This window comes from Synechococcus sp. RC10B2 (genome assembly GCF_047502635.1).
Window position 1 is genome coordinate 46,783 of record NZ_JANSHO010000052.1, and the last position, 16,912, is coordinate 63,694.

A 16,912-nucleotide genomic window follows, 5' to 3' on the forward strand; every position below is an offset into this window, starting at 1 on the left:
CAAGGGGTGTAAATTGCCAACGCGCCAGCACTAAGATGGGGACATCGAGTCCTGGGTTGTCAAGCTCCCATGTCGCCTCTCGATCCCGCGCTTTACTTTGACCACAGCGCCACCACTCCGCCTCGGCCGGAGGTGATCGAGGCCATGCGGCTGGCGATGCAGGAAAGTTGGGGCAACCCCTCCAGCTTGCACGCTTGGGGCGAACGGGCGGCCATGGCCATGGAACGGGCGCGGCAGCAGGTGGCCGAGCTGCTCAACTGTGAGCCGGAGACGCTGCTGTTTACCTCCGGCGGGACGGAGTCCAACAACCTGGCCCTGTTTGGGGTGGCGCAGCGCTACTCCACTCCCCAGCACCTGATCATCTCCAGCGTCGAGCACGCCTCGGTGGAGAATGCCGCCCGCCGCTTGCAGGCCCAAGGCTGGAAGGTAACCCGCCTGCCGGTGAACGCCGCCGGCCAGGTGGATCCCCAAACCCTGCTCCGGGCGCTGCAGCCCACCACCGTGCTGGTCTCCATCGTCCACGGCCAGAATGAGGTGGGATCCCTGCAGCCCATTGCCGAGCTGGGCCGCCTCTGTCGCCAGGCGGGAGTTCTCTTCCACACCGACGCGGTGCAGACGGTGGGGCGGATCCCCTTGGATCTGGCGCAACTGCCGGTGGACCTGCTCTCCCTGTCTGGGCATAAGCTTTACGGGCCGCAGGGGGTGGGGGCGCTCTACGTACGCCCGGGGGTGGAGCTGCAACCGCTGCTGCGGGGGGGCGGGCAAGAACGGCGGCTGCGAGCTGGCACCCAGGGGATCCCTGCCATTGTCGGTCTAGGGGTGGCAGCGGCCTTGGCAGCCCAAGAGCTGCAGCAGGAGACGGCCCGCCTGCGGCAGTTGCAACGGCAGCTGGCCCAGTTGCTGGCCTCTGTGCCAGGTTTGCGGCTAACTGGCCCCTCGGATCTGGAGCAACGCCTGCCCCACCACCTCAGCTACTGCACTGCCGCCATGCCGGGGAATGTGCTGGTGAGGGAGATGAGCCGCCAGGGGATCGCCATCAGCGCCGGCTCTGCCTGTAGCAGCGGCCAACGGATCCCCAGCCGCATCCTTTTGGCCATGGGCTATTCCGAGGCCGAGGCCCTGGGATCCATCCGCCTCAGCCTGGGCAAGGCCACCACCCAAGCCGCAGTTGAACAGGTGGCGCAGTCGCTGCGGGCTCTTCTCCTCTCGGCTGCGGGCGCTGGATCCCTTGAGGAGAAGGCAACCCAACCCCTGCCAGCGGCTCCTGCCGCTGAATTGGCGGCTGGGCTAAGGTGATAGAGAGTTACAGGGCTGGTCGTTATGGCTGAGATGAGTCCCTATCAAGTGTTGGGAGTCAGCGAAGAAGCCTCCTTTGAGGAGATCCAATCGGCGCGGGCACGGCTCCTGGCCAGCTTGGGTGCGGATGAACAGCAGCAGGAGCGGGTGGAACAAGCCTACGACGCCATCCTGATGCAGCGCCTGCGCCTGCGCAAGGAGGGCAAGATCGCCGTCCCCGACCGCATTCGCTACGCTGAACAGCGGGCTGCCCGTCCAGAGACAGAACCGAGTTTGCCCCGTCCCGCTGCCCAAAATCCCCCCTGGATCAGCCGCTGGCTGGATAGCCCCTCTGCCCCGGATATGCTCTGGCCCGCCGTGTTGCTGGGAGGACTGGTGGGTTGGGTTGTCTTGGCTCCCGATGAGTATCCCTCCCTGCAACTGGCGCTGGGGCTGATGGCCTGTATCTATTTCCTGTACCGCAAAGAGCGCCGCTTCCTTCGCGCTTTTCTCTTGGCGCTGGCAGGACTGAGCCTGGGACTGATGTTGGCCTACGCCATTGCCCTTCCCCTCACCGGCGGCGATGCCCCCGGCGCCCTGTTGGTGGGGATCACGTTTGCGGTGATGTGGCTGGTCACCAGCTTTCTGCGCTAGCTGGGGGGCTTCAGGTACACATTCCTACATATGTGCTGCCTGTCCATCTAAGTCGTTCCCTAACTCCCCTCTCCCTGAGGGAGAGGGGTTGGGGGTGAGGGCAGGAGCGCTTGGGTCGGCCCCTAGTTGGATTTGACCAGGCGGGGATCCGTCAAGGTCTTATCTGCCGAAGCGCCGCTGCCGCGACTGATAGCTGAGCAGGGCTTGGTGAAAGGCGGCGCGGTCGAAATCCGGCCAGAGGATGGGGGTGAAGTACTGCTCGGTGTAGGCCATCTGCCAGAGCAGGAAGTTGCTGATGCGCATCTCGCCGCTGGTGCGGATCAACAGGTCGGGATCCGACAAGCCAGTGGTGTAGAGAAATTGGGAAAAGAGGGCCTCGTCGATCTGATCCGGTTGCAAAAGCCCCTGCTGCACCAGGGTGGCAATCGAGCGGCAAGCCTGCACGATCTCCTGTCTGCCGCCGTAGTTGAGGGCCACCGTCAGGCAAATGCCCTCGTTGTGCTGGGTGCGTTCCACCGCATGCAGGATCGTGTCCTGCAAAGATCGGGGCAGGGCCGACAACTGGCCGGCAAACTGGATGCGCACCCCCTGCTGCACCATTTCCGCCAGTTCCTGCCACAGCACCTGCTCGAACAAGGTCATGAGGAAATCCACCTCCTCGCGGGCGCGGCCCCAGTTCTCCGTGGAGAAGGCGTAGGCGGTGAGGAGGGGGATCCCCCAATCGTGACAGCAGCGGAGCAACTCCTTCAAAGCCGCTACCCCGCGCTGATGCCCGACACTGCGGGGCAAGCCTCGTTTTTGCGCCCACCGCCCGTTACCATCCATGACCACTGCCACATGGCGGGGCAATAACTGCGGATCTAGGTCGGCAGGCAACTGCAGAAGATGGACAGGAGAAAGGGTCATGCGGATCAGTCTTTAGGAAGGGTTTTCTCAGGTTTGCGAAGGAGTTTGGCTAGATCTGGCAGGGATCCCCACCAGCGCAACAGCCCATTGTGAATCCACGGGTGGGCCCACAATCCCTGCAGAGGAGCATCCCGTTTTTTGGCTTCGCGCGGATGGCGCAACCGCTGCACCAGCAGTTCGTGGAGCTTGGCACTGGTCAGAGGTCGCTCGAGGCGTCCGCCTTCTGCCAGTGAGATGGATCCCGTCTCCTCTGAGACCACAATACACAAGCAATTGGCCTGTTCTGTGATCCCCATCGCCGCCCGGTGCCTCGTGCCCAGTTGGCGAGAGGCAGTTCGCTCCGAAACCGGCAGGATCACCCCTGCCGCGCGAATCCGATCCCGATGGATAATTACAGCCCCATCGTGCAGGAGCGTCGAGGTCTGGAAGATCGTCTGTAAGAGCTCCCGGGACACCCGCGCCTGGAGAGGAACCCCTTTATCGGTGAACACCCGCGAGTCAATGGGCTGATCTGGCTCGATGACAATCAGCGCCCCTGTCCGATTTTGGGAGAGTTCTCGCACCGCCTGCACCACCTCCTCCACCAAATCCTCCTTAGGGTCATCCTCGTCATCGTCTGTGCTGTTCGGCCACTCAACGCAGATGGCCCTCGCCAGTTGCTCCAGGAGCCGCCGAAACTCCGGCTGAAAGAGTACCCCCATCGCCACAGCCGCGGCCAGGAGCAAGCGATCCAAAATCAGGTGCACCAGCGGCAGCGAGGCGGTGGCCAGATACAGGACCAGCAGCACCATAAACCCCCGCACCAGCACCCCGGCCCGGCTCTCGCGGGTGTAATAGAGGGCCAAAGCCAATAGCAAGACGGCCAGAGCCCAGTCCAACAGGCTGAGAACATTAAATTGCTGTAGCCAAGCCCATAAGGCCGCCAGCATGCCGAAAAACCCCGTTCACGCTCCCCTCGTTGCGGACCCTTTGCCTACGCCATCCTGCGCCCCAGAACCTTTTGGCTCCGGAACCCCTGTTGGACTGCGGCCCCCTGACCAGCCTACCACTCACCTCCTACCTGTCTTCCAGTCTTTCCTGCCCCAGAGCCAGCGGGGTCGCCGCTGCAGAGAAAGCCGGGCCCCGCCCTCAACGGCAACGGTTACAGGCAGCCGTCTCTGCCCTTCACCGCTGCAACCGCTCCGGTAAGATGTCCTGACGGATCAGATCTGCATAAGTTTCCCGCCGCAGGATCAACTGGGCCTTCCCTTGGTTGACCAGCACTGCCGCGGGCCGAGGGAAGCGGTTGTAATTGGAGGCCATGCTGTAGTTGTAGGCCCCGCTGGTCAACACAACTAGGACTTCGCCGGGCGCTGGGTTGGGCAAAAGCACATCTTTCAAGAGCACATCCCCCGACTCGCAGTGTTTGCCGGCCACTGTCACCCGCTGGGTGGCCTCGGCCTCAGGGCGGTTGGCCAGAAGGGCGGTGTAGCGGGCTCCGTAGGTGATAGGGCGGGGGTTATCGGACATGCCGCCGTCAATGGTGACGTAGAGACGCCCTTCGGGAAGGTCTTCGCTGGGCGGGATCCACTTCTTGCCCCCCAAAGTGTAGGCGGTTACAGCCGCTGGCCCAACCACAGACCGTCCAGGCTCGCAGAGCACCTTGGGCAGCGGGATCCCGGCGGCGGTGAAGCTCTGCTGCACTGCAGTGGCCACGGCTTCCACCCACTCCGGAATGGAGGGGGGATCGTCGGATTCGACATAGCGGATCCCTAGTCCGCCGCCCACATTCAGCTCCTGCAAGGGCAGCCCCTTCTCCAGCCCTTGGCGCCAGACCTGGGCCAGTACCCCTGCCAGATCCCGGTGGCCTTGTAGGTCGAAGATCTGGGATCCGATGTGGGCGTGGAGCCCGACGCATTGCAATTGGGGATGGGCTGCCAAAAAATCAAATACCTCCGGCAGTTGCCACTGGCCGATGCCAAATTTGCTGTCGGTTTGGCCAGTGCGGATGTACTCGTGGGTGTGGACGTCAATGCCGGGGTTGACCCGCACCAACAAGCGGGCCGGTCGTGCAGGGGTAGCCAGAGCGGCCAGTTGCTGTAGCTCGTAGAGGCTATCGGCCACCAGGGTGCAGCCCACCTCCAGGGCCATGGCCAGCTCCTCCGCCGACTTGGCGTTGCCGTGCAGGTAGAGCTCCTCACCCCTGGCTCCTGCTTGAATAGCGGTATAGAGCTCCCCGCCGGAGGCCACGTCCAGCCCCAGCCCTTCTTGTAAGGCCAAAGCGCAGATGGCCAAGCAGTTCCAGGCTTTCGTAGCATACAAGACCTGGGATCCCCCAGGGTAGCAGCGGGCCCAGGTGTCGCGGTAGAGCCCGCAGGCGTGTCGCAACGTCCACTCGTCCAGGATGTAGAGGGGAGAGCCAAACTGGCGCACCAGCTCTACCACGTCGCAGCCGCCGATTTCCAGGTGGCCCTGGCTGTTGGTGCGGCTGGTCAGGGGCAATAGCGACTGGTTGGGAGAAACTTGTTCGACGGAGGTGGAAGTGCCGAGGGTTGAAACCATAGGGACAAGTGAAGGGACTGTCCTCCACCCTATCAAGTTTTCTCTCCAGTTTGGCCAAATGCCCTCAAGCCCCTTGTTGCCAGCAGCCCCCGCAAGGTAGGGCATGATGTCTTGCCGGGAACTCCCTCCCTGTTTAGCTCCCGTCCCCAAGACAGCTCTTCTCGCCTGGATTCGATCTTGGGCAGCACTTTCTGCTAATATAGGAAGCCAGTGTCCAAGGGTCGATGCCCGAGTGGTTAAAGGGGGCGGACTGTAAATCCGCTGGCTTATGCCTACGTTGGTTCGAATCCAACTCGGCCCACCATGCCGCCCACGTAGCTCAGTGGCAGAGCACCCCCTTGGTAAGGGGGAGGTCACGAGTTCAATCCTCGTCGTGGGCTTACGTGCAGGCTCCAAGTTCCGCCGCTTGAGGTTTCTCTTCCCCTGGCTTGACGATCTCGCCGCTGAGGGAAAAGGCCCGTGTGGCAGTGATGCGCACTGGCACCAGGGATCCCTGCAATTGCTCGGGATCGCCGTCGAAGAAGACGATGCGATTGCCGCGGGTGCGCCCCATGGCCTGGCGGGGGTTTTTGGGATTGGGGCCTTCCACCAGCACCTCCTGCACCTGGCCCAGCAGCCGGGCGCTGCGGGCGGCAGCCACCTCCGCGACCAAGCGGTTGAGCCGTTGCAGGCGGTCGCTTTTTTCCTCTTCCGGCACCTGGTCAGGCCACTCGGCTGCCGGCGTGCCAGGGCGGGGAGAGTAGGCGGCAGTATTGAGGAAATCAAAGCCGATATCCTGAACCAGTTGCAGGGTTTCCTGAAACTGGGCTTCCGTTTCGCCGGGGAAGCCGACGATGGCATCGGCGCTGATGGTGGCCTCGGGCATGTACTGGCGGATGAGCTGGATGAGCTGGCGGTAGCGCTCCTGGGTGTAGCCCCGCCGCATCCGCTTGAGGACGGCGTCGCTGCCCGCCTGGAAGGGGATGTGGAAGTGCTCGCACACCTTGGGCAGCTCGGCACAGGTGGCGATCAGCTCTTCAGTAAAGTAGCGCGGGTGGCTGGTGGCAAAGCGAATCCGCTCGATCCCTTCCACCGAGTGGACAAAGCGCAGCAGGCTGGCCAGGTTGGTCTTGGGATCCAGATCCCGCCCGTAGGCGTCGATGTTTTGCCCTAGCAAGGTGACCTCGCGGTAGCCGGCCCGGGCCACGTCCTCAATCTCGGCGCGGATGGCCTGCGGCTGGCGCGACTGCTCCCGTCCCCGCACCAACGGCACAATGCAGTAGGTGCAGCGCTCGTTGCAGCCGTAGATGACGTTGATCCAGGCTGTCACCCGGCTATCCCGGCGGGGCTTGGTGATGTCTTCCGGGATCTCGACAGGCTCGGTGGCCACCACCTGGTTGCCCGCCTCCACCTGGGCCAGCAGATCCCCAAGGCGGTTGACGTACTGGGGGCCCATGACCAGATCCAACTCGGGGACGCGGCGCAGCAACCTTTCCCCCTCCTGCTGGGCCACGCAGCCGGCCACGATGAGCTTGATGGCTGGGTTTTTCCGCTTGCGCTGCGCCTGGATGCCCAGGTAGGAATACACCTTTTGCTCAGCGTTATCGCGGATGGTGCAGGTATTGAAGAGAACTAAGTCTGCCTGCAGCTCGTCTTCGGCGGGCACATACCCCAGCGACTCGAGGATCCCGGCCATGCGCTCGCTATCGGCCCGGTTCATTTGACAGCCGAAGGTGATGGTGTAATAGGTGGGAGCAGCCATGGCAAGACCAGAAGACAGGGTCAGCAATCTCTACCTTTTTTGAGCTTAGCGGATCCTTATGGGGCGGTAGCGGCAACGTAAGGGTTGGGGGGCAGATCCCTCTCCCTTGGCTCCCTCTGCGCGGCCCAGGCTGGTTTGCTAAGCAGTGTCCCTCAGCAGAGTAGCCACTGAGCTAGGGCGCGTCAGTCGGGCATGAGGGCGTGAACTTGCTTGCGGCCGTTGGGGTAGAGCAAGGCGCGCTTGGGGCCGTGGATGGGATCCTCCACGATAATGGTTTGGTCGCGGCTGGCTCCCAGGGAGACGATGGCAATCGGCACCTGCATCAACTGGGCCAAAAACTTCAGGTAGTCGTAGGCTTCGGGAGGCAAGTCCTCAAGGGAGCGGCAGTCTTTGGTGGAGCACTTCCAGCCGGGCAGGGTTTCATAAATGGGCTTGCACTGGGCAAAGACGCGGGCATCGCTGGGAAAGTGACGGATCTCGCGCCCCTGGTACTCATAGGCCACGCACACCTTGATCTCGTCTAGGCCGTCCAGCACATCCAACTTGGTGATGGCCAAGCAATCCAGGCCGTTGATCCGCACGGCGTAGCGCCCGATTACGCCGTCGAACCAGCCGCAGCGCCGCTGCCGCCCGGTGGTGGTGCCAAATTCGGCTCCCGCCGCCCCCAGGTAAGCGCCAATCTCGTCCTTGAGCTCGGTGGGGAAGGGGCCTTCGCCGACGCGGGTGGTGTAGGCCTTGGCTACCCCAATCACCCGGTCAATGCTGGTGGGGCCGATCCCGGCCCCCACGCAGGCGCCGCCGGCGATGGGATGGGAGGAAGTGACGTAAGGGTAGGTGCCGTAGTCGAGATCCAACAGCGTGCCCTGGGCCCCCTCAAAGAGGATGTTCTGCCGCTCCTCGATGGCCTGGGTGAGGAGTAGGGCAGCGTCGGTGACGTAGGGGCGCAGCCGCTCCGCGTAGGCCAGGTATTGCTCGATGATCGGCTCGGGATCCAGAGGGGGTAGGTTGTAGATTTTTTCCAGCAAAACGTTCTTGTAGGGAATGGCCCAACTGAGGCGCTCCCGCAGTTGGTCGGGGTACATCAAGTCCACGACGCGGATGCCCATGCGCTCGGCCTTGTCGGCGTAGGTAGGGCCAATGCCTCGCCCGGTGGTGCCCAGCCGGTAGATGCCGCGTCGCTCTTCCTCGGCCACGTCGATGACGCGGTGGTAGGGCAAGGTTACGTGGGCTGTCTCGGCGATGTAGAGGTTGTGGGTGGAGATCCCCAGTTGGTGCAGTTGGTCGATCTCGGCCAGCAACACCTCAGGGTCGATCACCGTGCCGCTGGCGATGATGCAGCGCTTGTCGGGGTAGAGGATGCCGGAGGGGATCAGGTGCAGCTTAAAGATTTGGCCCCCCACCACCACGGTATGTCCTGCGTTAACCCCGCCTTGGTAGCGGACGACCACATGCGCCTTTTCACTGAGGAGGTCGGTGATCTTACCTTTTCCTTCGTCGCCCCACTGGGCACCGACAACCACAACGTTTGCCAAGGGCTTCTCCTACAGTCTCTGAACGGCACAAAAAATCCCCTTTGCGGGGTCGCTGCACTAATTTACCGCATTGCTCCAGGCAGTGTTGAGGGCTTCGGACAAAAACGTTAACAATCGATTAATTTCGACCCCTCGCTAGGGCAGCAGCCCGCTCCCTTTAGCTCCCCGGCTTGAACAGGCCAATGGCGGTGACCTGGTTGGATCCCGCCGCAAAGGCAAAGGACAGGCCAAGGGCGTCGTAGTTGACATAGTAGCGATCGTCGCGCAGATATTCTCGGCTCCCCTTGGGGTAGGGCACCACCTCGTTGTAGCCGTTCTCGCCAGGCCCGCCGTAAATGGCGATCACTTCCGAGTAGGTGGAGCCGATACGGATCCCTTCGCCAGTCATGGCTTCGGGTTGGGTGGTGTAGATGCGGTCGGCAAAAAAGCTATTGAGAACGCCCGGACGGCGGTAGGCAAAGAGGATGTAGTCCTGCAAGTAGAAGATCTTCAGGTCGCTGTTGGGCTGAAATACATTTGCCCGCGATTCGGCCGGGATCAAATCCACGTTGCCCAAGAGGTGGGTATCGACGTTGCGGGTATCCATGCCCAGGACAAAGCGACCAACACGGCCCTCTTGCACCAGGACGGTGGGGCGGGGGGGAGGGCTGGGGCGGCGGGGCAGGGCCAGCGCTTCTAGGGCGGCCTTTAGCCAGGCGTTCTCATCCCCCTCCACCTTTTGCAGGGGCACCAAACCCTGGGCTAGGGAGCGTCCATCGCCTGTCTTCCAGGTGGCCACGGCCAGTTCCACCGCCGCGCCAGAAGGAAGGGCAAAGAAGCGGGTCTGGCGTTCGCTGCCTTGAGTGGGTTGCCCTACTATAACGGTGCTGCCGCTGGCTCCCAACTGGGCCGCCAGGAGGGTGGCCCCCTGGCGGGTGTTGCCGTCGACCAGGACGGCCGATGGGATCCCAGCAGCCAGTGGCAGGTTTTCGCTGTTCCAGGGGGTAGGCTGGCCAAAGCGGTCTTCGGTAACCAGCAGCGGCTGCACGGAGCGAGGCAAAAATAGGCGCGCCACATCCGCTATCACTTGCGGGTCATAGCCCACCGAGCTGCGCAGGTCGAGGACAATGCCTTGGCTGTAATCCTGGGTGTAGAGGGCTTGGCGGATCTGCTGGGCTGTGGCAGGGGTGAGCTCCGGCACTGCCAGGTAAACCTGGCGCGGCCCAATCTGACGCGCCTGCAGGGGTGGACGAGGGCGGTTGAGCAAGTCCCTGAAGCTTTGGGGATCCCAGAAGCGATCGGCGGGATCCCCGTATTCGCGCAGAACCTCTCGAATCAGCTCGTACTCGACTTCGATGGGCGGACGGGGATCGCTGTAGGTGCGGGCCAACAGGCGGGTGTAGAGGTCGTTGTAGTTAACCGCAGCGGCTTGCTTGCCCGCCTGCCAAGACTCGTTGATGAACAACTCCACCAGATAGCGCAAATCCTGGCCCATTGCTGGCAAAGGAGGAGCTGCCGGGATGCCCAGATCGGGCGACGCACCCTGGAAGGGAGAAATCGGATTCGCAATCGGATCCTCAACTGAGGGCATGACCGGCACAGGGGGCAAGGCCGCTTGCCCCATCACTCTGCCAGAAAGGACTCCGCTGAGCGCCCCGACTGTGCCCCACACCTGAACTGCCCGCGCAAATCCCTTCATGGTGGCCTGCCCTTGTTTGCAGATGCTGTGAATAGGATAAACTCTGGGCAATCTCCTCTACCACTGTCGGCAGGGCCAAATACTTGTTTTTTAAATCATGAGACACTACTGGTTGTCTTGCCCTCTTGCCTCTGTCTGGGCGTTTCCCGGTTCGGATCCCGAAGCAGCGCGGGTGTGCCCTAGCTCTCGGCAGACCAGATTGTGCGGATAGGCAGGGTGAAGCCGGGCAGCACGTCTTCTCCCGACAAGGTTTCTGGGTCTTCCAACAGTTCCGGCGCCTGTCCTGCTCGGTAGATCATCACCCGCTTGGCCTTGGCATCCAAAAGCCACCCCAAGCGGCAGCCGTTGTCCAAGTACTCCTGCATCTTGGCCTGGGCTTGAACCCAAGAATCAGTGGGCGGGAAAATCTCCACCACAAAGTCGGGGCACAAGGGCAAGAATCCCCGGCGCGCCTGGGGATCCAGAGCCTCCCACTTTTCCAGCGGGATCCAGGCCAGGTCAGGAGAGCGGTCGCTGCCTGAAGGCAGAGAAAACCCCGTGGAAGAATCAAAGGCTTTGCCTCGACCTGATTGGCGGTTCCAGACATAGACTGCCCCCGCAATTTCAAAGTTGAGGTTGCCAATTTCACCTCCGGTTGGAGACATAATCACCAGCTCTCCCTGGGCGGTGCGCTCCAGCTTTAGCTCAGGATTGGCCGCACACAGCCGGATAAAATCCTCCCGCGTCAGAGTCATCAAAGGGCTGAGATTGAGTGTTAAGACCGTCATGGCAGGAACTGGACACTCCCATGCAAAACTGGATTCCAGAATAACCCCCTGCTGAAGGGCAATAGGAAGCAATTGGGAGCCCTGGCTCTAGGGCTCTAGTTTATAAAGTCTCAGTCTGGTTTGGCTCTGATTCAACGTTTTCCAGGTCTTGAGAGTAGGGGAGAGAGTCTTGCTCTGGGCAATTTCCTGCTCGAAGTGTGTCCGGGCTTGAGGATGGATCCCTGCTGCGATGGCTTGCTGCAATACGTGACGACGCACCTCTTCAGTGTGCCTGTCAAGCACCATTTTCAGAGCATAAAACCGGTTGATGGCAAGCTCGTTGAAATGGGCCAGCGCCGCTGCGGCAAAGGATCCCTCTGCACCCCGATAGAGGTATCGCACCAGGGTATCGGCGGCCTCTCTGGCCAATTCCCCCTTCAGAGAATGCAGAGCTTCTAGATTCTTTTCCACTTCTGCCAGGGAGTTGCCACAGGATACCCGTGTCAGACCCATCGATACCCAGCCCACCAATGGCTGCCGAATCTTGAGCCAGCCGTTGAGTACTTCCATGACCCGCACTTCGGTTCCATTGGGCAGTTGACCGATAACATTGCCTGCGGCTACAGCGGGTGTCGATCGTACATTAGTCGGCGGATTGGGATCCTCTATCTGAGTAATGCAGGGCAGGGGGACATCTGTGTACAAGGTGTCGTCGATCTCAACCTCCTTGCCGGCACTGCGAAGTGTATCAATTAGCCGACTGACAACATCTTTGGGCACATCTAGCACTGTCGAGAGCCAACTTGGATTAATGCTTAGCCCTGGCTCCCAGCCCGCCTGAGCCACCACTACCCACTGACCACTGTGTTTTTTAAGCAAATAGCAGCCATCAATTACCGGAAGGTCGCCAACTCCGGCAGAGACTTCAACCAGAGCATAGTTTTCGGCAATGGCGATTGCTCCGGTTTCCAGAGGATGAACCGGCACACCGGGAGATCGAGCTGCTGCTTGTCGGAGATACTCGTTGATCAATGGGTCGGTGAGCACAGCTTGCCTTATGGCAGTGCGATCACCAGAGCTGCCGGGGTTTGGCAAGGTTTGCGCGACCCAAGTTCTCGCTGTGGCAGCTGGCAAAGCCGACAAAACTTGAAGGGAAGCTGTAGGAGCTTCTGCCTTGGATCCACCCTTGTCCAGGGATTGCGCAGAGGCATTGCCGACCAAAAGCAGCAGCGTTGTTGCTATCGACAATGCTGATGGGATTTTCCTCAAGCTCAATATCGATCGGCAGCTTTGGGATAGAAGAGCTTGCATTTTCATCAACATCTGCTGAAATGGTTTGCCCTGCGGAGTTTTTGGAATCTACGCTCTTCTCTAGATAGCAAGCGAGATGGGATCCCGCCGCGATTGCCGCCTGCTGGGTGCTTTAGCCGACGTGAGCGGTGGGGTTGACTAGGCCGATCACTTGAGTGTAGGCGCCGCGAGCTTGGGTCACTCCAATGGTGCGCTCCGCTTTTTCAAGCATGGGACGGCGCAGGCTGACCACCAAGAATTGCGCCTGGCGGGATTGCTGCCAGATCATGTCGGCCAATTTTTCTACATTGGCCCCATCCAAAAACATGTCCACCTCGTCAAAGGCATAAAAGCTAGAGGGGCGATAGCGCTGCAACGCAAAAATAAAGCTGAGGGCCGTCAAGGATTTTTCTCCGCCCGACATGGCGCTGAGACGACGCACTGGCTTGCCTTTGGGGCGGGCCACCAGGGTCAAACCCCCGGCCAACGGATCCTCTGGGTTCTCCAATTCTAAATAGCCCTCTCCCTCGGAAAGCTGGGCAAAGATGGTCTGGAAATGGCCGTTGATGGCATGGAAGGCATCCAAAAACGCTTGGCGGCGCAGGGTGGAAAAGTTCTCGATGCGCAGCAACAATTCGGTGCGCTCTTGGTGCAGGGTTTCCAGTTTGGCGCTGAGATCCCCTAGGCGGGCCTGGATCTGTTCGTATTCGGCGATGGCCAACATGTTCACCGGCTCCAGGGATCGCAATTGCTCTTCGATTTTGCGTTTTTGCCGTTGCAGCTCGTCCAGGGTCAGGTGGGGGGGCAGGGGGGGAAGGGGATCCGGCAGCTCTTGGGCCGCGGCTTGCAGTTGGGCTTGCAGTTGGGCAAGGATGGCCTCTTTTTCCTGCTGTTGGGTGAGGGCGTGGTAGCGTTCCCATTCCAGGCGTTGGAGCTGCTGCTGTTGGGCGCGCAGTTGAAATTCTTGCCGCTCCCGCTCTTGGCGCAGGTGGGCGAGGCGGGCTTCGATCTGGCCCATCTGTTGCCGTTGCTCGGCAATGTGCTGCTGGATGTGGGCGAGAGTGGCCTGGGCCTGGGCGATTTGCTCTTGAAGTTGGGCCTGACGCCGTTCGCCCTCTTGCAGGCGCTCCTGGTGGTGCTGGATCTGGGCCTGCTTCAGGTGTTGCTGGCTGAGGTTCTCCTGCTGCTGTCGCTCCAGGTGGGCCAGGTGGTGTTGCAGCTCCGCCAGGTGGCTCTCCTGCTGCTGTACCGCCTGCTGCAGTTGCTGCCAGTGCTGGTTGACCGGGGATCCCTCCAGTTGGCTGAGCTTGCGGGCGAGATCGGCCAGGCGCTGTTGCAAGGGATCCCAGCGGAGTTGAATCTGGTGCAGCCGCTCTTGGATCTGCTGGCTTTCGCTTTGCCATTGCGCCAGGGATCCCTGCAGGTGTTGCAGGCGGGCCTGCTGGTTTTGGCAGTCGGCCTGGTGCCGCTCCAGGTATTGCTGGGCTTGCAGGGCGTCCTGGCGGGCCAGGAGCAGGGCCTGGGCCAGTTGTTTTTCGCGGGCTTGGGCGGCTTGGAGGCGAGGGGCGAGGGCGGCCAGCAGCGCTTCCAGATTGGCCAGGCGGGCGCGCAGGGCTTCCCCTTCCGAGTGTTCGCCCGCAGAAAAATGGATCCCAGCTCGTTGGGGGCCGGTGCCGCCAGTGATGGCTCCCGAGGTTTCCAGCAGCTCCCCTTCCAGGGTGACCATGCGGTGCTGGCCGATGTAGGGCCGGGCCAGCTCCAGGCTCTGGAAAACCAGGGTGGAGCCGAACACAAAGCCAAAAACATCTCGGTAGCGCTCTTCAAAGTGCACCAGGCGGATGGCGTAGTCGATCAGACCGTTTAAGTTGAGGGGGGCGGGCGGGCGGGCGGGCTGCAATTTGTTGAGGGGCAAAAAGGTGGCGCGCCCCAGTTTTTCCCGCTTTAAGAGGTTGATCGCGCTGACGGCGACGCTTTCATCTTCCACCACCACAAAGTGCAGTCGGTTGCCTGCCGCAATCTCCAGCGCCAGTTGATACTGGGGATCCACCTGCCCCAACTGGGCCACCAATCCCAAAACCCCCGGCAGGCGGGCGCTCAGGATGGCCTGGGTGGCGCGGGATCCCTGGGATTCTTGCAGCAGTTGGCGGCGGGTCTCCCACTTGTCCAGTTGCCGCTGCTTGGCGTGGAACTCGGCGGCCAGCCGCTCGTGGGTGGCGCGATCCAGCTCCAGGTTGGCTTGCAGTTGCGCCAGCTCTTGCGCCAGGGCCTGCACCTGGGCTTCCGACTGTCGGCAGGCCTGTTCCAGCTCGGCGGTGAGGGCCAGGTGGGATCCCAGCCATTCTTCAATCTGGGCGATCTCAGTTTGGGTGTCTTGGACTTGTCGCGCCAGTTGCCGTTGGCGCTCTTGCAGGCGAATTTGCTCCTGTTGCAAAGGCTCTTGTTCGGCGCGGATCTCTTCCAGGTGGCGGGTGAGGTAGCGCTGCTGCTTGACCCAGGCCTCGGCAGATTGGGCCAGGGCCCGCAGTTGTTCGCGGCTTTGTTCTAGGCTGATTTGGGCTTTCTGCACCTGGGCTTGCAGGGATCCCTGGGCCTGGGCCAGTTGCTCCTGTTGGCTTTGCAGGCGTTCCAGCTCTGCCTGCAGGTGCTGCTGTTGGGTTTGGCGCTCCTGCTGCAGGCGCTGCGTTTGCTCGATTTCCTGCTGCCAGGCGGCGATCTGTTGGCTGAGCTGTTGCCGTTGCACTTCGGCGGCAGCGATCTGGGCTTGCAGGTGCAGGTATTCTTCCTCTCCGAGGGCGTGGATGCGGCTTTGCAGCTCGCTCAGGGCGGCTTCCGCCTGCTGTAACTGCTCGCTCAAGGTCTGCACCTGAGCAGTGGCTTGCTCCTGAGCCTCCAGAAGCTGCCGAATGGCTGCCTGGGTTGCTTCCACTTGGGCTTGCAAATGCCGCCAAAGCAACACCCGTTGCTGTCGCTCCAGCGTTTGCCACTGCAGCCGCAACTGCTGGTACTGCTGCGCCTTTTCGCTTTCCCTGAGCAGCCGCTCTCCTTGGGCTTGCCATTCCTGCTCGATGAGCCGGAAGCGCTCAATTTGTTCGCGCACCACCTCCAGCTTGGCGTTGGCCTGGGCGATCTTGCGGTCGAAGGTGGCCACCCCCGCCAATTCGTCGAGGATCTGCCGCCGCTCCTTGGAGTTCATGGAGATGATGCTGGTAACATCCCCCTGCAGGACCACGTTGTAGCCGTTGGGGTAGATGTGCATCGCCTCCAGTTGCTCGTGCAGCTCGCTCAAGGTGCAGGGCACATCGTTGATGTAGAAGGTGCTGGTGTAGGGCAGGGAATCGGGATCCTCTCCCTTGCCGGGGCTGACCCGCAGCCGACGGCTGACTTTCCATTCTCTCGGCTGGCCGTCTTCTCCCGGCCCCAGATCGAAGGTGACGGCGACGTGGGTCTCTACCCGCCGGTTGCTGCTGAGGCTGCCAGAATGCACCAGATCCGAAAGCCTCTCTGCCCGCATCCCCCGCGAGGACGATAGCCCCAGCGCGAACAGGATCCCATCCAGGATGTTGGACTTGCCGGAGCCGTTGGGGCCGGAGATGACCGTAAAACCCGGCAACAGGGGCAGCGAGGTCGTGCTGCCAAAGGACTTAAATCGGGTCAGCTCGATCCGCTTGATGTACATCCCGCCCCATATCTAGCGCAGCCAGCAGCAGATGATGGCACCAGGCTAGCACGTGTAGCGCAGCCTGCCCAGCTTCTAAGAAGGCTCAGGATCTGGGCTCGGGCTGACGAGCAGATCGGCCTTTTGCAAAAGACGATGCACCTCTGCCTGTAGCTCTGGCCACTTATAGGTGAGCAGGTTGGGCTTGGAGATGAGCAGTAGCCGGTATCCGGGTTTCAGGTTTGGGCACAGGGGCCGCAAGATTTCTCGCAACCGGCGTCGCAGCCGATTCCGCTTGACAGCAGATTTGCTCACCTTTTTCCCGATCACCAGCCCCACCTGGCTGGGGATCCCTTCGCACCCCGCCGGCATCGGCTGAAACAAAAGGATCAAGCCTGCACCGGAACGGCGCTGCCCCGCCTGGTAAAGCGCCTGGAAAGCTCGCCGATCTCGCAAGCGATAAGGAGCAGGCAGCATTGGGCACTGAAAGGGAATCCCAGGCAGGAGTCAACCCGTCTTGGACGCCGACACCCCAAGAGTTTGAGATGGGATCGGCTCTGCTAACCCTTAAGAAACCGCCAGGCGATAACGCCCCTTGGCCCGCCGCCGCCGCAAGACCTGCCGCCCGCTTGCCGTGCGCATCCTGGCCCGAAACCCAGAGACGCGAATGCGTCTGCGATTGGTGCCACGAAGGGTACGCTGAGTCATGGTGGAGACCAACTCATCCTGTCAACAAGGCCTGCTGCGACTGGCGAGGGAGAAGCCCAGTTCACCGGCAGACAATTAGCAAAGCTTTATCGTAGCAGACTCGACGGAAAATCGCTAGATTGGCCGCCTCACGCCGAGCAGCTAAATTGGGGATCCTACAATCCCAGTCGAGAGAGCAGAGGCACC

13 protein-coding genes and 2 tRNA genes are annotated in these 16,912 nt (G+C 61.6%); 4 read left to right on the forward strand and 11 right to left on the reverse strand.

Going from position 1 to position 16,912, the window contains the following annotated elements; all coding sequences use genetic code 11:
* Positions 1–69 precede the first annotated feature (69 nt).
* Together NW855_RS06185 and NW855_RS06190 are read left to right on the forward strand one after the other, a co-directional pair.
* Positions 70–1,296, forward strand: a complete 1,227-nt coding sequence (locus tag NW855_RS06185; protein WP_011431661.1) for a cysteine desulfurase family protein — start codon at positions 70–72, stop codon at positions 1,294–1,296.
* Positions 1,297–1,329: 33 nt separating this feature from the next.
* On the forward strand, positions 1,330–1,929 hold the full coding sequence (locus NW855_RS06190) for a CPP1-like family protein (RefSeq protein ID WP_099813293.1): 600 nt from the start codon (positions 1,330–1,332) through the stop codon (positions 1,927–1,929).
* Positions 1,930–2,088: 159 nt separating this feature from the next.
* Here NW855_RS06190 and NW855_RS06195 read toward each other — a convergent pair whose 3' ends face one another.
* From NW855_RS06195 to lysA, 3 genes are all read right to left on the reverse strand, one after another.
* Positions 2,089–2,835 carry an isoprenyl transferase gene (locus tag NW855_RS06195; RefSeq protein ID WP_011431663.1) on the reverse strand — a complete coding sequence of 249 codons (747 nt, stop codon included), beginning with the start codon at positions 2,833–2,835 and terminating at the stop codon, positions 2,089–2,091.
* 5 nt (positions 2,836–2,840) lie between these two features.
* Complete coding sequence (cdaA, locus tag NW855_RS06200) at positions 2,841–3,764, reverse strand: diadenylate cyclase CdaA (RefSeq protein WP_011431664.1); 924 nt, start codon at positions 3,762–3,764, stop codon at positions 2,841–2,843.
* 235 nt (positions 3,765–3,999) lie between these two features.
* Positions 4,000–5,376 (reverse strand): diaminopimelate decarboxylase, encoded by a 1,377-nt coding sequence (gene lysA, locus NW855_RS06205; RefSeq protein WP_414508528.1) that lies wholly within the window; start codon positions 5,374–5,376, stop codon positions 4,000–4,002.
* A 218-nt stretch (positions 5,377–5,594) separates the two neighbouring features.
* Between lysA and NW855_RS06210 the strand changes: the two genes are divergently transcribed.
* Together NW855_RS06210 and NW855_RS06215 are read left to right on the forward strand one after the other, a co-directional pair.
* A tRNA-Tyr gene (locus tag NW855_RS06210) sits at positions 5,595–5,680 on the forward strand.
* A 4-nt stretch (positions 5,681–5,684) separates the two neighbouring features.
* Positions 5,685–5,756: transfer RNA gene (locus NW855_RS06215), tRNA-Thr, on the forward strand.
* On the opposite strand, the gene miaB is transcribed toward NW855_RS06215, so the two are convergent.
* The 8 genes from miaB to rpmH all read right to left on the reverse strand — a co-directional run bounded on the left by miaB (position 5,756) and on the right by rpmH (position 16,726).
* Complete coding sequence (gene miaB / locus NW855_RS06220) at positions 5,756–7,117, reverse strand: tRNA (N6-isopentenyl adenosine(37)-C2)-methylthiotransferase MiaB (protein ID WP_011431666.1); 1,362 nt, start codon at positions 7,115–7,117, stop codon at positions 5,756–5,758. The genes NW855_RS06215 and miaB overlap by 1 nt on opposite strands.
* 182 nt (positions 7,118–7,299) lie before the next feature.
* The gene (locus tag NW855_RS06225) at positions 7,300–8,649 is read right to left on the reverse strand and encodes an adenylosuccinate synthase (RefSeq protein ID WP_011431667.1); all 1,350 of its coding nucleotides are present in this window, start codon (positions 8,647–8,649) and stop codon (positions 7,300–7,302) included.
* 157 nt (positions 8,650–8,806) lie between these two features.
* Positions 8,807–10,327 carry a S41 family peptidase gene (locus tag NW855_RS06230; protein WP_041438701.1) on the reverse strand — a complete coding sequence of 507 codons (1,521 nt, stop codon included), beginning with the start codon at positions 10,325–10,327 and terminating at the stop codon, positions 8,807–8,809.
* 179 nt (positions 10,328–10,506) lie between these two features.
* Positions 10,507–11,094, reverse strand: a complete 588-nt coding sequence (locus NW855_RS06235; RefSeq protein ID WP_414402412.1) for a Uma2 family endonuclease — start codon at positions 11,092–11,094, stop codon at positions 10,507–10,509.
* Between the two features lie 87 nt (positions 11,095–11,181).
* Positions 11,182–12,396 carry an SH3 domain-containing protein gene (locus NW855_RS06240; protein WP_414402411.1) on the reverse strand — a complete coding sequence of 405 codons (1,215 nt, stop codon included), beginning with the start codon at positions 12,394–12,396 and terminating at the stop codon, positions 11,182–11,184.
* Positions 12,397–12,496: 100 nt separating this feature from the next.
* Positions 12,497–16,039 carry a chromosome segregation protein SMC gene (gene smc, locus NW855_RS06245; protein WP_414508529.1) on the reverse strand — a complete coding sequence of 1,181 codons (3,543 nt, stop codon included), beginning with the start codon at positions 16,037–16,039 and terminating at the stop codon, positions 12,497–12,499.
* A 75-nt stretch (positions 16,040–16,114) separates the two neighbouring features.
* Entirely contained in the window at positions 16,115–16,495 is a 381-nt protein-coding gene (rnpA, locus tag NW855_RS06250) for a ribonuclease P protein component (protein ID WP_011431672.1), read from the reverse strand.
* Between the two features lie 90 nt (positions 16,496–16,585).
* Positions 16,586–16,726 carry a 50S ribosomal protein L34 gene (gene rpmH / locus NW855_RS06255; RefSeq protein WP_011431673.1) on the reverse strand — a complete coding sequence of 47 codons (141 nt, stop codon included), beginning with the start codon at positions 16,724–16,726 and terminating at the stop codon, positions 16,586–16,588.
* Positions 16,727–16,912: the final 186 nt, after the last annotated feature.